Raw genomic sequence first — 15271 nt, 5'->3', positions numbered from 1 at the left:
GTGAATCCTCCGGGGGTTACCCGGGGGACAATCACCTGAAGGCGGGTCGCCGTTCAAGTCGACACCATCCAAATTTGCCAAAACATGTAATTCATTCATGCGCTTAGGCCGAAAGGCGACTCAGTTAACCGGACAGTAGTGTTTACAGGTACTTCTTGGACAGTCATTTTTTTGCCACTTTGTGCTTATGAGTTATCCGAAGATGAAGCCAATTGGGAGCACGTTCACTGACCGATATTAAGGAAGTTGTGCATTTGATAGTTTTTCCAGTGCCAGTAGTTTTAAGGTGCGCAAGTCCAATTTTCCAGTTCCCAATACGGGGATATGATCTACTTTGATAAAATTATCCCGTTTGGGAATGAACAGATTGGGCAATCCACTAGCCGAGACCTTTTCCAAGATCTCCGGAATGGCCGATTCTTCGAGGGTGTGTAAGACGACCAGCTGCTCCCCTTTCCGTTCATCAGGTACGGCGGTGACAGCTAAAATCATGGTTTCGGCGTTTGATGCTTCCAGTAACGCATTCTCAACCCGTCCATGAGGGATCATCTCGCCACCGATTTTGGAAAATCGGGATAGGCGATCGGTAATCGTAATAAACCCATCCTCATCCAGGGCCGCAATATCTCCGGTAGTGTACCATCCCTGTCGTATCACTTTTGCTGTCAAATCTTCACGGCCTAAATACCCATCCATCACGTTTGGCCCTTTGACTAAGAGCATACCCGGGGTGCCAATCGGCAACGGTTGCTCAGTATCAGGATCAACAATTCTGACAGACACGCCTGGAAGTGGCTGTCCGACCGTCCCCCGCCGGGAGGCGGATTGAAAAAACCCCGAAGCTCGAAAATCTGGACAATTGACTGCAATCACGGGCGAACATTCTGTGACTCCATATCCTTCAATGGGACGAATGCCAAATCGTTTTTCGAATGCGATTAGAAGCCGGTCGGGTAACTTTTCTGCGCCTGTGAGTACGATCCGGAGGGAACCGAATTGTTCCGGGGTGCAGCGGCGAAGATATAATTGCAGGAAAGTCGGGGTCGTTAAGAGGATGGTGATTCGATGCTGGTGGATTAGGTCTCCAATGGGCCCGGCATCCAAGGGAGAGGGATGGTAGATCACGCCGGCTCCATGGATGAGTGGAAACCACAGTGTGGTCAGATATCCGAAAGAATGAAAAAACGGCAAAACCCCCAAAAGTCGGTCATTGTGATCCAGGTGCAGGACTTGGGCAATTCCCTCCACGTTTGAATCAAGGTTGAAATGACTCAGCAGGACGCCTTTAGGTTCTCCCGTGCTCCCGCTACTAAAAATAATGGTGGCGATATCATCGATAGAGGGATGTATTGTGGCTCCACAGTGACGCTCCAACATCCGGATTGGAGCGAAGAGCGCTAACAACGCCGCGGTGAGCCGAGCTTGCAAATTAATCGTGTTTCGAATCTCTTCGATCCAGACAGGAGTAAGGTAAGCCGGAAATTCGACTTTGGCTTTTTTTAAGAAGATGCGGCTGGTGAGAACCGTTATTAATCCGGCTTGTTTGGCGGTGGCCTCCAACCCTTGTACCCCAAGGGTGTAATTCAAATTGACGGTGGTTTTTCCCGAAAGAGTCGCAGCCACATTGGCGAGTGCGCCGCCCACACTCGGAGGAAGCAGAATTCCAACCGTGTGTTGCCCTTCCCAGCGAGGTCTGAGTGCTCTTGCCAAGGCAATAGCGCCTGTCAGCGCCTTGAAGCAGGACACGTGAGGTGTAATCGCATCTCCAAACATGAGGCGAAAAGGGTGTTTTCGCATGGACCATACAAAACTGTGATGGAGAGGGCGTCGGCTGGGTTTTCGTAAACGCCATGCGGCTTCTCCTAATTCTTGAACGGCTTGCCTCACCTCTTCAGCAGATGTGGTTGAGGGAAGGGGATCGCCGATAGAGAGCGTGATGGGATAGGGGAAACAGGTCGGCCATTTTGCTAAAAATCGTCCACCGATGAAACTGAAGATACTCCCCCAGATACGGTCGATGTTGATGGGAATAATGGGGACATTCCGGCCTTTGACGATACGGGTGAATCCCGATCGAAAGGGTAAGAGGTTACCGGTACGGGTAATTTGGCCTTCTGGAAAAATGCAGACTAGTTCGCCTCGATCGAGACTCTGTCCTGCTTGCCGTAACGCATGTAAAATTTTTCTGGGAGATCCGTTCGAGGAAATTGGGATGACCCCCATGATTTTGGCAAAGGGATGGAGCACGCGATGGTCATAATAATGTTGGTCGACGAGAAATCGAATAGGGCGATCGGTGGTGGCGAGTAGGAGCAGTCCGTCAATGAAGGAGACATGGTTGGGCACCAAAAGTGCCCCGCCTTTTTGCGGAATACGATCCCGTCCGGTAATGGTGAGTCGATAAATGGTGTGGGTGAACAAGACTAACATCAACCGAATAAACATTTCGGGAAGAACCCGAAGCGCCCAAATGGTCAGAGTCGCGCTCCCGATGCCTGATACGAGAAAAATATTGCTGGCGCTAAGCCCGATCTTTGACAGGAATCCTGATCCCAGAGATCCCAAAAGGACTCCCCCAAAGACCAGGGTGTTGGCAAAGGCAATCACGGCCCCTCGTCGATCAGCCGGGGATCGCCATTGAATGAGAGCGTTGAGCGGGACCACCACAAATCCGCTGGCGAGGCCGAGGCATCCCATGGCCATGAGGGTTCCTCCTAATTGTGGCTCCCCAAACCCTAAGGCGAAAAGACTGGCGGTTATCCCGGTGCCTCCCAAGGGAAGGTAACCTAATTCCACTTTGGCCGCTGAGAGTTTTCCGACCAACAGGGAGCCAATGCCAACTCCGATTCCGAAGGCTGCCAGGGGCAGCCCTGAAAGAGAATCAGATAATTGAAGGACGGCTTTTGCGTAGATCAACACATCCTGCCCAACCAAACTGGCCAACGTCCAAAATGCCATGGCCCCCATGATGCCCAATTTCAAGACTCGATCTAACCGAAGGGCTTCAATGGCGGCTATCCAGGTTTCTCGCACTCCGCCCTCAAGGCGAGCCCGTGGGACTGTGGGAATAAACAATGAAGCCCATAAACCTATTCCCGAGCACGCCATAAGCACTAAACCTGTTAGCCATGGAGTTTGGCCGGAAAGGTCCAGCAAGGGACCTGCCAATGCGGTCCCTGCAATGATGGCGATGAAGGTCCACATCTCGAGTTGACCATTTCCCCATGAAAGGCGATGGTGCGGCAGGAGTTCAGGAAGAATTCCATATTTGGAAGGACTAAAAAGGGCGCTTTGGGCACCCATTGCGGCTAGTACCAGGAGAGGGAGGACTCCACCTAGCGGATTCCAAAAAAGGGCTGCGGTCCCGGCTCCCATCAACAAGACTTCTACGGCTTTCATGACGACGATGACGGTTCGCTTACTGAACCGATCGGAAAAGACTCCGGCAAAGGCCGAAACCACCATCAGGGGAAGGGTAAAGATCACAAAGGCTTGTGTGGTGGTGGTCTGGGAGGCTGCTTCAAAGTCCGGCCCAGAGGCACCTACCGAGGCGCCGACTTGTTTAATAGCCAGGAGGGCGACAATGAGTTTCCAGGCATTATCATTAAAGGCTCCAAAAAATTGCGCGACGAGCAGGCCGCGGAGAGCTGCAGACTGAGCTGCAGGTGGTGGGGAAGCTGAGGAAGATTCAGTCACCGGGATTACGAGGTGTGAGTATTGGTTTTTTCTTCAATTATCCTTGAGTTCAAGGAGATATTAGACAAATATGCTTCATGACGGAACCGAAACTATCTGTCGGTTGTTGCCCGGAATAGGACCCCAAGGGCTGTAGAATTTGGGTAAACCCTGAGCCCGAGATGGTTCAATGGTAGCATGGTTTCTATTATTTCCCCGTAAAAAGAAGTCAAGACCGCTCTGAGAATTCAAAAGGGGGTAAGTCATTTTTGGGAAAGCGAGATAGCTAAGTTGAGTTATCTTGTAGGAACTATCCTTCCCCGTCAATCATTTTTTGATCCATGTATTTTATCCTTTGTTGTGACTTGGCGAAATCATGGTTCGATCCTTGGTGGCCACACATCTTATCAAAGAAATCACACCAGTACCTATGTGCAGTTTCGATCGATACTTCTCGTGAAGGGATACTTCCGTTTTAAATGATTCGGAAATTCTCACCGTTCTGAGAGTACATGCCGTAGGCCAGATGCAGCAGGTGCTTTTTTTTCAAGGCTAACCTCCATCCCTTGAGAATCGGCTTTTCTCAGGATGCAGGAACATGCGAGTTAAGCTTCCAAGGCTCTTAAGGTTCCTTCGTATACAGCCGATTCATTTCCATATGCCGCGCCAAGGATTCGGTTGAGATGTTTTGGCATGTTCTCTTCCGTTTTCATAACCGGGATTCGTGCAAACGCTGTAGAAACAATAGATTTCGCAATATAAATTTAAATGCCATCTCGGTAAAGGGACCTCGACGACTATTTTCGTGATGACGGCTCAGACGAAATCATCAGGGGTTTCTGAAGGACAAATGGGAGCAGTGGGGGAGTCCATCTTCCATCGAATGCGAAATGTCTTGAATAGCATACATGTTTCTGCCGGGCTTATTAGCCATCGGCTTCGGGAATTTCATGTGGCAGATGTTGGGCGGGTTGCAGATATGTTGGAGGCCCATAGCCATGAATATGGGAAGTACCTCACTCAGGATCCCAAAGGGAAAAAACTTCCACATTTCTTGGGGCAGTTGAGTGAGGAATTGGCACAGAACCACCTCGACACTCTGACAGAATTGACCACACTCAATTATCACCTTGAACAATTGGAATATTTTCTGACGGTTGGGCAAGCACCCCTTCGGGTCGGGGGATTTAAAGATACCATTCAGTTTGCAACGATTATGGATGAGGCTTTGGCTCCTCATCAGGGTGAATTGGATCGGATGGGAGTCCAAGTGTGTCGGGAGTATCAAATGGTTGGCGAAGGTATTCTGGAGGTATCCAAGCTCCTCTGTATTGTGGTGAATTTGATCCGGAACGCGATCAATGGGATGCGGAAGATAACCGACCGTACCCATCGCCTCACTCTATCTGTGTTGCCCTGCCCGGACCGCGAAAGGTTTGTCCGCTTGCAGGTCGCTGATACTGGAAGCGGAATCCCTTTGGATTGTCTCACGCGGGTGTTTTTCCCGCAGGCGCCGGGGGAGCAATCAGACCTGTTGCCGAATCTTCATGCCAGTGCTATAGCGGCCAAAGAGCTTGCTGGATCGCTGCGGGTGTGGAGTGACGGTCCAATGCAGGGAGCAATATTTACTCTTGATTTGCCAGTTATTCACATGGAGGGAGAACGGTAATGGAGAAGGAACAAGGCAACCGGCGTATTTTGGTGATTGATGATAATGTGGCGATCCACGATGATTTTCGAAAAATTCTTGAGAGATCATTAGACACCTCGCTGCTTCAAGAGGTTCGGGCCGAATTGTTTGATGATGTGGAAGAACAAAAAATTGTTGAGAAGTTTGAAGTTGAAACTGCGGACCAAGGGCAAATGGGACATCGGATGGTGCAAGATGCGATGAAGGCTGAACGGCCGTATGCGGTTGCCTTTGTGGATATGCGCATGCCTCCAGGCTGGGATGGCGTAGAGACTGTGGAGCATCTGTGGGAAGAAGATCCTGATTTGCAGATTGTGATCTGTACGGCATTCTCGGATCATGCATGGGAAGATGTCATTCAACGATTGAATAACAATGGCCAACTCCTCATCTTGCGAAAGCCGTTTGATAATATTGAAGTTTGGCAGTTGGCGAATTCCCTTACCAAACGTTGGGCGGAATCGCGTCAAGCAAAGTCGCAGTTGGAATTATTAGCCAAATGGGCAGAAGAACGGGCCGAGGAAACAATCAAAGCCCACTGAAGTAAGTGCATCTCTCATATTTTGTAAATTCGTGCGTATGGGATATTAATTTTTTTGGAAGGATATTTGTGGATTAGGGGATGGTCTCTCTTTACAGTGTGCGCAATATGTCGGCAAGTCAGGGAAGCCTTAATTCGCATGTTCCTGAGAATGAAATACCATGGATGTTCAGGGCGGAATTTCATCCGTCCAGCGTAGACTGCTGTTTTTTTATGTTTGAGCTATTTCTCCTTCATGAGTGACCTCCTCTCCTTATTCCCTTTATGTGATGGCCCAGGGCATGTCGGAATCTAATCGGCAGGTGCTTTCAGAATTTCCGCTTCTTCGTGTGGGGATCGTGGGACTTCAGGAAAGGGATCTTTCCCCATCCTGTCAAAGGGTGTTGGCTTCTCGGGGTTCCATGCTTCAGATCACCTGGCTTGACTATACCTCAGTGCATCCCTTCTGTTCTGACTCTGACAACCCATTTGATCTCATTTTGGTGGACTGTCGCGTGAAGCGAAGGGGTGAGGAGATTGCGCGCGATATCAAAAAAACCTGTGGCAATGCGTTTATTTTGGGATTGATTCATGAAGATATTCACGAGGGGGAGGGAATAACCGAAACGGCTATTGATTGGCTGGTAAATGAGCATATGGCAGGTGTCGCGATTCCCTGGGCCATTCAAGAGGGGTTGGTTCGACGTCGGGGCTTGATCGAGCGGGAGCAATTGCGCAGGCAGGTGGAAGATGCCTCTTATAAAATTGAGATGGCGGATGTGGCCTCAACCGTGTTGCACAATGTGGGTAATGTGCTTAATAGCGTCAATGTGGCGGTGCATGTGGTCCATGAGTTGATTGATCAGTCTTCAGTGATTTTGGTTCATCGAATTGCGGAACTGTTAAAGCGGCATGATGAGAATTGGGAAATTTTCCTCACTCAGGATTCAAAAGGAAAGCGGATTCCGCCGGCGATTATGAAATTGGGGAGCCACCTCATAGCAGAGCAACAGAACGTGCTAAAAGAATTGGAAGGCCTGGTTCGCAATATTGATCACGTGAAACAAATTATCATTTCACATCAGACGATGGCGAAGTCTCGGGGCACCAGTGAGGCTCTCTCTGTGGTGGAAATTCTCGATCAAGCGGTGGAGTTAAGTTTTCAACCTGGGGATGCGAAGTGGATAAGGATCCAACGAGACTATCAGCCTGTCCCGGCTGTTGTAACCGATCGGCATCAGCTCCTTCAAATTCTCGTGAATCTGCTACGAAATGCTAAACAGGCGATGCAATCAAATGACGGAGTCGACCACCAGCTCACCATAGGAGTCGAAGTTCGGACAGAAGATGGTTTTTCGGTTGTCATCACAATTCAAGACACGGGAATGGGAATTGCGCCTGAACATTTGGCCAGAATGTTTACTCGCGGTTTTACGACCAAACACGATGGCAATGGGATTGGTCTGCATAGTTCGATGGTCAAGATTCATCGTATGGGTGGATTGTTGCAGGCCCATAGCGAAGGGGTTGGCGCCGGTGCAACCTTGACACTGATCCTTCCGGTTGAGGTAGGGGCAGGACAGACATGAATCCCGTCTGTACTCTTAATCGACGGATCTTAGTGATTGATGATAGTCCGAACGTTTTACAGGATTTTCGGAAAATTCTGTGTCCCGCCATAAGATTCATTTCCGATTCGTGCTCGGAGGGCAGTCATGATCTTTTTGATGAGCCCTTCCTGCATCATGGAAAAGAACCCTTCGATCTCGATTGTGTGGACAATGGGGAGTCAGGGCGTGATCTGGTCACGCAAGCTAAGGCGGAGGGGTCTCCCTTTGCGGTGGTGTTCTTGGATGTCCAATTGCCTAATGGCTGGGACGGGTTTGAAACGGTTGAGCGAATTTGGGATGAGGATTCTGACGTACAGGTCGTATTGTGTACGGCCTATCCTGATTGTGGATGGTCGGAGGTATTGCCTCGATTAGGACGCCGGGATCAATTATTAATTTTACGTAAGCCCTTTGATCCGATTGAGGTGTGGCAATTGTCTTCAGTTTTGACGATGAAGTGGCATTGGGCTCAGCAGGCCCGGTTGCGGGTTCAGGATCTCGAACAGGTCGTCATGACGCGCACGGGCCTCCTAGAAGAAACCAACCGTCGTTTGGAGCAGGCTTTGTTCAGGCGACAAGCGGTTGAGGCGCAGTTAGCTCACGCGATCCGTGATGTCGAAGAACGCACTCTCGAACTTTCTGCTGTTCGGGACCATGCGTTGAATGAAATTCATGAACGGGAACGGGTCGAAGTCATATTGCGTCACAAAACCGATGAATTGGCCAGGTCGAATCGCGACTTGGAGCAATTTGCGTCGGTTGCAGCCCATGATTTACAGGAACCGCTTCATTCCATACAGGTATTCCTTGATCTTTTACGGCTGAAGTATGGATCAGCTCTTACCACTCATGGTCTGGGGTATGTTGATCGCGTCAAAAATGCGGCTGGTCGTATGCAACAGCTGATTCAAAGCCTGTTGGTGTATTCCAGGGTCGAGTTTCCGCAAATGGCGGAGGAGAAGCTTGTCTTGCGCGAGTTGGTTGAGGAAATCCTATCGGATCTAGGCGCCCGAATTGAGGAATCGCGGGCTGTCGTTCAACTTGAGAAATTACCCATCATTTATGGAAATGCGATTCAAATCAGACAATTGTTACAAAATTTGCTGGGCAATGCCTTGAAATTTCATCAGCCGGGGGTGCCACCTGTCATTCGTATCACAGCAACGATTATTCAGGATCGACGTCACACAGGTTCAGGCCAGCATGGGAAACTTTGTCAAATCGAAATTCAAGATAAGGGAATTGGTATTCCGCCAGAACATTTCGAAAATATTTTTGGGATGTTTAAGCGACTTCATCGGAAAGAGGAATTCGAAGGGACAGGGATTGGGTTAGCAGTGTGTCAACGTATTGTCGAACAGTGCGGTGGAGCCATCTCCGTTCGTTCCAATCTGGGAGAAGGATCAACCTTTATAGTCACGCTCCCCATTCAGCGATGAGAAGAGTTGACGGGCAGTTCCAAAGATGACCCACAGGGATTTACCGATTGGGAGAAGCGTAGATTGCTTAAATTTGCTTTGTGGATATTGGGAAGAAATTTTTTAATTTCATTATAATTTATGGTACCGATTCCTGCGCATCGCCCTGTTTTACTAGTTTGGACGCATCCCGAAATCCAAGGCTTGTTGCGCGCCGCGTTGTCTGCGCCGTCTGTGAATGTCCGGCCGATAGAGAGCTTATTAAGTGACAAAAGTATTGCGAACTCCGGTGCTCAGGCATCTTTACCGCAGTTCACCCTTGTCAGCGTGGAAATGGGGCCTCAGGCATTAGCGAAGTTCGCAGAGGCTCAAGCTGCGAACAATCCCTTTGCACTCGTTGTCATTGAGGGTCGTGCTGGGGAATGGGAGATCGTGCGAGATCTGGCTGAGGGGCTGTGGAAATGTGATCAGACCTTACGGTGCATCTTCTGTCTTCCCTCTGATCGCGCATCCTGGCCCCATCGACTGGTTGTGAGCCGGCCCGAGCAATGGGCGGTACTTCGGATCCCATTCCTTGGAGAAGAGGCCTTTCAATTAGCCAGTTGTTTGAGCCTGCCGTTACCGAATCCCGTGCAGCAGGCGTTGGATAGGGCAACCGACTCTAATGAAATCAGTTGTTCCTCTACCCCCTACCTTGATATTAATGCCCCTAATGGCGAAGAGGCGACGGGGGCATTGCAATCTGCTCGTGGCGAATTAGCAGCTTCCAGATATTATGTTGAGAATATTCTCAGATCGATGGCCGACTCTCTATTAGTCATTAACGCCGATATGACCATTGGAGCAGTGAATCCTTCTTTGTTAAACCTTTTGGGTTATCAGGAGGATGAGCTCATTGGGCAGTCGCCCGGCTTGATTTTTGGCGAGGAATTTTCTCAAGGTGCTATCATAGAAAATCTTTTACTTCAAGGATCGGTGAGTGGTGTGGAGTCCAGTTTCCTGACTCATGAGGGACAGAAAATTACCATTTCCGTCTCTGGTTCGATGATGCAGGATTTGCAGGGGCAATTTCAGGGGTTGGTATGTGTTGCCCAGGATATCACTGAACGAAAACGGATGGAAGAAGAGAAGCTGCAATTGCATGAGCAGTTAATGGAAACCTCAAGGCAGTTGGGAATGGCCGAAGTGGCGACGGGTGTGCTGCATAATGTTGGGAATGTGTTAAATAGCATCAACGTATCCATCGGGGTCATTACGGATCTTTTGAAAAATTCGATGGTGGGGGATGTAGGTCGGATCTCACAGTTATTGGATAAGCATCGTGAAGATCTTGGAACGTACTTATCGCAAAACCCCAAGGGGAAACAAGTACCGCATTATTTGGGGAAATTATCGGGGCAATTGAAGGAAGAGCAGCGAGTGGCATTGTTGGAATTGGAGCGCTTAAGGGAGAATGCTGGGCATGCTCAGCAATGTGTTGCGGCTCAACAGGATCTGGCTAAGCCCAACGGGATGACGGAACAGGTATGTGTAGCTGAGGTGATAGCGGAAGCTCTGGCCGTGAATCAAAAGATGTTGGAGGAAACCAACGTTGCGGTGATTCAAGAGTTTCAGGAGGTGCCACAGCTCAACGTGGATAAGCATCAACTCCTTCAAATCTTAGTGGATGTCATTCGCAATGCCTGTCAGGCCATGGAATCGGCTGCCCAGAGGCACTTAATTGTGCGTATCAAGCTCATCATTGGCCCTCCGGATTCTCTTTGCTTGGAAGTTCAGGATACCGGCAGCGGGATTCCTCCCGACGACATTACGAAAATTTTTGGTCAAGGGTATAGCACCAAAAATGGAGGACGGGGCTTGAGTCTGCATCACGGTGCATTATTGGCAAAAAATATGGGCGGGGCCCTTCGCGCTCAAAGTGAGGGTCTGGGGCAAGGCGCCACATTTTTTCTAGACCTGCCAGGGAATTTTCATTTTCCCGATTTGTAACTTCTACATCCAGCGAATTCCATCGTTTTTTCTGGCCGTCTCTTCATGAGCGTTGTGTTGTTCTGTTGCCTCTTCCTTTTGTTTGGCATTTTTCTTGGACTGTCTTATGGATTCCTACCTCAAGAGTCAGTCTGGTGAAACCGAGAAAATTTTGAAGGGGTGAGAGGAAACTTTCAGTCCTCTGCAATTTTTCTATGTTTTCTGGAGTATCTCACGTGATTGAATATTGGCATCAAACCGATGATGACTTTTGGAAGGGGGAGGGAGAAAGGACTCATGAAAATCGGATGTCTTCGTTTCATACTGGAAAGCCACTGACCCCCTGGGCCAGATCTTTTTCACCGCGGGTACTGATGGGAAGGCATACAAAATTTGATGAGCTTCCATCTCAAGCGTCACCTTATCTTAACCTTGAGGTGAAAATGCATGTGCAGGCAGTAGCGGGTGATGCGGGAATGATTCCGGTTGATCTGGAGCGTGCGTTAGACCTTGGGATCGAAGTGTTTCTCTTATCCGAGGGATGTGCGGTAGAGCCTTCGTGTATTGCCGCCTTGTGGCGGCATAGCCTCAGAACGGGATACCTGGCTGCACGGATTGCCTTGAATCAGGAATCGAATTCACGCATGGTCTGGCAATCATTTGTGGGAGGGGTGCTTCATGATATTGGCATGCTTGTGCTTTTGACTCAGCATCCGGAGGTATTTACGACGGTTGTAGAGACATCTCAATGCCGAGGAGGGAGCTTGGCGGAGTTGGAAAGACGGGTTTTAGGGTATACTCACGGGGAAAGTGGAGCCACTTTTCTGGCGCGATGGGGTATAGATGATGTGTTACTGACCATTGCGGCGTTCCATGATGATCCATGGAAGGTTCCCCATGCGACCTTCGGCCCATTGACGGCGGTGTATGCCGGAAATTTTGTTGAGGGAGGAGGGATCGCTCAGGATGGGGATGGAGTCATTGGGAGAGAAGGAGAAGCCTATTTAACCCGTTTAGGTCTGTGGGAAGATCTACCGATTTGGCAAAGCTGGATGCCAAGTATTCCCCAACTGGCGATTCATTGAACCCTCGTATCGCTCAATTCATTGTCCTACGGTTCGCATGACCCCCAATGCCTCTTCTATGTTTTTCGCAGATGTTTTTCATTACCCTTCGTTAGCATTTGCCTCGTAATCGCATCTTTTTTCTTTCTCTAGTCTGGTCCAAAATTCCGGAATTCTTTGGGTTCCCATTGCCAAGAAGAGGGTGTAGGATTTGTTTGAAGAGTGTCTTCCCGTGTTATCGAATTGAGGGGGGATGAAGGTCAGTCACCCGGACGACCCGATTTATCACTTTACTGATTGAAATTTTCTGGCATTCTGGTAATTGTATGCATGACGATTACTGGGTAAGCTGGTAGATAATGATATTGAGGAGAGTCATGAAGATTCTGTCGATATATCTGATTGGCGGAGTGATCGTGGGAGGATGCATCCTTTTCCTTCCTCAGACCGTCGTCTCCTTGGATCCTCCTTCCGCCCCGTGTCAAAATCCTGAAGGATGTGTCGCGCAATTTCTTGAACAACTAGAATCTAGCGGAACTGGTTCTGGAGCCCGCTTGGATCATGCCAAATTTTTCAATGAGTTTGTCGGAGCCAATGGTAATTCCGCTTTGGCCAAACATGCCGGGATTCGTTATGGATATTGGCTCAAGGAATTCTCCCCTCTTGAGGCCATTACTCTGTTGCAAGCCTCTCTTCGTGATTTCCCTATTCTGAGGGATTATCTCACCTTTTGGATGGGGCAGGCATACGCCCATGCTGGTTTGGGGAAGGAAGCAGCAGAGGCATTTCAGCAGTTTAGTGAGCATTTTTCAGATTCTTTGCTTCGAGCTGACGCACTCTATGCTGGTGGGGATGTTTTGGCAAACCTGGGGGATTGTGAAGCCGCTCTCTCCATGTGGTCTCAGGCACTCAGTATAAAATCTGACCATCCCAAATCTGCAAATGCCTTCTTTCAAATGGGTCTATGTTTTGCTCAGATGGGACAACGTGAAAAGGCTGTTGAGATTTTCCGTGAATTATGGTGGAAATTTCCCTTGGCCCCGGAGCGAGTGCAGGCTGAGTCGTGGCTACGCCGGGAGGTGGGTTCTTTGTTTTTACCCTCACTAGACGAGCGATACAAGCGTAGCATGGCATTATATAATGGCGGGGCTTTAGAAGAAGCCGTACAGGAATTTCAACACATTACGTCTCTCTCTCCTCCCACTCCTCAGCTTTTTCAGGTCCAATATACCATGGCCATGGCCTTCGTTCGTTTAAAACGGTATGACCAGGCAGAAGGGATTCTGACCTCACTATCGCGTTCCTCTTCCCCCAGAAGAGATGATGCATGGGTATGGTTGGGGAGAGTGTATTTGCGTCAGGGGAAAGGGCCAGAATTGGAGGCTCTTGTCGGAGCCCTGTCAACTGAAAAAGTAACAGGTGATCAGCAATCATTGCTCCTCACCTTTTATGGCATTTGGTTGGAAGATCATGCGCGCTGGCTAGAGGCTGGGAAGGCCTATAAGCGGGCAGCGGCTGTGGCTCACACGCTGACGCAGAGGTTGGATGCGCTTTGGCGAGTAGGGTGGATTCATTATCAACAGAAACAATTCATTGAAGCCATTGAAATGTTTCAGGAGATTGTCCAGGCAGTTGGAACTCCCCAAACCGATTCTTCTCTGCATGCGGCTTCACAGGCTTTCTATTGGCTGGCCCGCGCCCAGGAACGTCTTGGGCAGATGGAACCCGCGCGAGAACGTCTAAAAAATCTCAGCCAGGACTACCCCTTTACCTACTACGGGCAATTGGCGGAGATTCGACTCGGTCCCACGGAATTTTCGACGAAACAATGGGCGGTGTTGGCATCAACAGACATAATGAATGTGGAGACGCCAGCTCATCTTCAGCAGGATATCCATTATCAAAAAACACTAGAGTTACGAACCCTTCGCCTGTATAAGGAGGCAGTCAAGGAGCTTGAGGTTGTTTTTGCCCGCTTCGGAGCGGATCCCAAAGCCTTTCCTCAATTGGTCTCGTTAGCAAGCGAAATTGGGGCCTACGACGTCGGGATTCGATTATCTATTCGTCATTTTGGCGGGACGTTGCGGAAAGGACAGCTTCATTCCTCGTCTGCCGCCTGGTTGGGGGCTTTTCCCATGGGCTACCAAAGTGTCATTCAATCGTTTGCCCCAAAGCATGTGGATCCGTTTTTAGTCGCGGGGCTTATACGAGAAGAAAGCCTATATAGCGCTCGTGTTGTCTCCCCCGTTGGCGCGATTGGCCTGATGCAGCTCATGCCAGAGACAGCCAAAAAAGTTGGTCGTCAATTGGGATTACAGGAGTCCGATTCTGATCGAAAGGGCCTGGATGAGCCAAATCGCAATATTCAATTAGGGACGTATTACCTGGGGCAATTACTGAATGAATTTCAGGGGAATATTATTTATGCAGTGGCCGCGTATAATGCTGGACCTCAGGCGGTCAAACGGTGGATTGGGCAAAATGGTCACCGAGATCCGGATGAATTTATCGAGCTGATTGGATATCGAGAAACCCGTGGATATGTGAAACGCGTACTTGGAAGTTATCGAATTTATCGGACATTGTTTGGGGATGTCTGCCGAGGTGTTTCTCTTGACAGGTTTTGTTGAACGAATTATAGTCCGCCTCGTTTGACCTTGTGAATAAGGAGGCGTGCACGTGAGCGTAGAGAAATTAGAAACGTTGGAGGTTCGAGTTAAAAAATTACTTGATCTGGTTATTGAACTACGGCAGGATAAATCCCATCTTGAACAGGAGTTGGAATCGACCCGGGAACGGCTGGCCAAACACGAAGAAATGTCTGAAGGATGGGAAGAGGAGCGAACCACGATTCGATCCAGAATTGAAAAAGTGCTGGGCGAGCTTGAATTTTTAGACCGTTCAAACGATTAACCTACAGGACTTAAGAATGACGAGGACCATTGAAGTCGAAATCTTTGGTCATCGAATCTCTCTCCAAGGGGAGGGAGATGAGGCGTATTTTCATGAGTTGGCCGGGTATGTTGATGCGCAAATGCGTACCCTCGCCCAAAAAACCCGAACAAGTACTCCCACAAAGCTGGCTATTTTGGCCGCAATTAACATTACGGATCAGCTCTTTCGACAGGAGAGACACCGGCAGTTTGGAGAAGCTGAAATTGAGCGACGGACCCAAGTCCTGCTGGAAACGATAGAAAAACATCTCGCGGCCAACCCGCATTAACCATTCTCTCCGTCATTTCCTCTCGTCCAGCGTTAATTAGGTATTACCTTTGAAATCAATTGGTTGAAGTGCTTCGTTCCATTCGTGGGCGGAATGTTGTCGG

General features: G+C 49.2%; 10 protein-coding genes. 9 read left to right on the top strand and 1 reads right to left on the bottom strand.

All coding sequences use genetic code 11. The features are described from left to right. Positions 1 to 237 precede the first annotated feature (237 nt). Positions 238 to 3696 carry an acyl-[ACP]--phospholipid O-acyltransferase gene (locus ACTRXD_RS02750; RefSeq protein WP_442430315.1) on the bottom strand — a complete coding sequence of 1153 codons (3459 nt, stop codon included), beginning with the start codon at positions 3694 to 3696 and terminating at the stop codon, positions 238 to 240. 784 nt (positions 3697 to 4480) lie between these two features. Here ACTRXD_RS02750 and ACTRXD_RS02745 point away from each other — a divergent pair. From ACTRXD_RS02745 to ACTRXD_RS02705, 9 genes are all read left to right on the top strand, one after another. After that, positions 4481 to 5344: a hypothetical protein gene (locus tag ACTRXD_RS02745; protein WP_442430314.1), complete on the top strand. Its 864-nt coding sequence runs from the start codon at positions 4481 to 4483 to the stop codon at positions 5342 to 5344. Further along, positions 5344 to 5907: a response regulator gene (locus tag ACTRXD_RS02740; RefSeq protein WP_312646115.1), complete on the top strand. Its 564-nt coding sequence runs from the start codon at positions 5344 to 5346 to the stop codon at positions 5905 to 5907. Before ACTRXD_RS02745 ends, ACTRXD_RS02740 begins: the two co-directional genes overlap by 1 nt. A gap of 280 nt (positions 5908 to 6187) precedes the next feature. Continuing rightward, positions 6188 to 7474, top strand: a complete 1287-nt coding sequence (locus tag ACTRXD_RS02735; RefSeq protein ID WP_442430313.1) for a sensor histidine kinase — start codon at positions 6188 to 6190, stop codon at positions 7472 to 7474. Further along, a complete protein-coding gene (locus tag ACTRXD_RS02730) occupies positions 7471 to 8934 on the top strand; it encodes a hybrid sensor histidine kinase/response regulator (protein WP_442430312.1) in 1464 nt (487 codons plus the stop codon). The genes ACTRXD_RS02735 and ACTRXD_RS02730 overlap by 4 nt, the downstream gene beginning before the upstream one ends. Positions 8935 to 9054: 120 nt before the next feature. Then, positions 9055 to 10902: a PAS domain S-box protein gene (locus ACTRXD_RS02725; protein ID WP_442430311.1), complete on the top strand. Its 1848-nt coding sequence runs from the start codon at positions 9055 to 9057 to the stop codon at positions 10900 to 10902. Between the two features lie 422 nt (positions 10903 to 11324). Beyond that, positions 11325 to 11966, top strand: a complete 642-nt coding sequence (locus tag ACTRXD_RS02720; protein ID WP_442430310.1) for an HDOD domain-containing protein — start codon at positions 11325 to 11327, stop codon at positions 11964 to 11966. Between the two features lie 356 nt (positions 11967 to 12322). Then, positions 12323 to 14575 (top strand): transglycosylase SLT domain-containing protein, encoded by a 2253-nt coding sequence (locus ACTRXD_RS02715; protein ID WP_442430309.1) that lies wholly within the window; start codon positions 12323 to 12325, stop codon positions 14573 to 14575. A 49-nt stretch (positions 14576 to 14624) separates the two neighbouring features. Next, positions 14625 to 14858: a cell division protein ZapB gene (gene zapB / locus ACTRXD_RS02710; RefSeq protein ID WP_312646122.1), complete on the top strand. Its 234-nt coding sequence runs from the start codon at positions 14625 to 14627 to the stop codon at positions 14856 to 14858. A 16-nt stretch (positions 14859 to 14874) separates the two neighbouring features. Further along, positions 14875 to 15168: a cell division protein ZapA gene (locus ACTRXD_RS02705; RefSeq protein ID WP_312743868.1), complete on the top strand. Its 294-nt coding sequence runs from the start codon at positions 14875 to 14877 to the stop codon at positions 15166 to 15168. The last annotated feature ends 103 nt before the right edge of the window (positions 15169 to 15271 follow it).

Origin of the sequence: Nitrospira sp. T9, from assembly GCF_052156535.1 — a bacterium.
Classification (GTDB): Bacteria; Nitrospirota; Nitrospiria; order Nitrospirales; family UBA8639; genus Nitrospira_E.
The sequence above is the reverse complement of the archived record's forward strand: the minus strand, read 5'-3'. Positions and strand labels throughout refer to the sequence as shown.

Bases quoted from the DNA above. Each gene is read 5' to 3' on its own strand.
- ACTRXD_RS02715 (WP_442430309.1), top strand. From the start codon at position 12,323: ATGAAGATTCTGTCGATATATCTGATTGGCGGAGTGATCGTGGGAGGA.
- ACTRXD_RS02740 (WP_312646115.1), top strand. From the start codon at position 5,344: ATGGAGAAGGAACAAGGCAACCGGCGTATTTTGGTGATTGATGATAAT.
- ACTRXD_RS02735 (WP_442430313.1), top strand. From the start codon at position 6,188: ATGTCGGAATCTAATCGGCAGGTGCTTTCAGAATTTCCGCTTCTTCGT.
- ACTRXD_RS02705 (WP_312743868.1), top strand. From the start codon at position 14,875: ATGACGAGGACCATTGAAGTCGAAATCTTTGGTCATCGAATCTCTCTC.
- ACTRXD_RS02730 (WP_442430312.1), top strand. From the start codon at position 7,471: ATGAATCCCGTCTGTACTCTTAATCGACGGATCTTAGTGATTGATGAT.
- ACTRXD_RS02725 (WP_442430311.1), top strand. From the start codon at position 9,055: ATGGTACCGATTCCTGCGCATCGCCCTGTTTTACTAGTTTGGACGCAT.
- ACTRXD_RS02720 (WP_442430310.1), top strand. From the start codon at position 11,325: ATGCATGTGCAGGCAGTAGCGGGTGATGCGGGAATGATTCCGGTTGAT.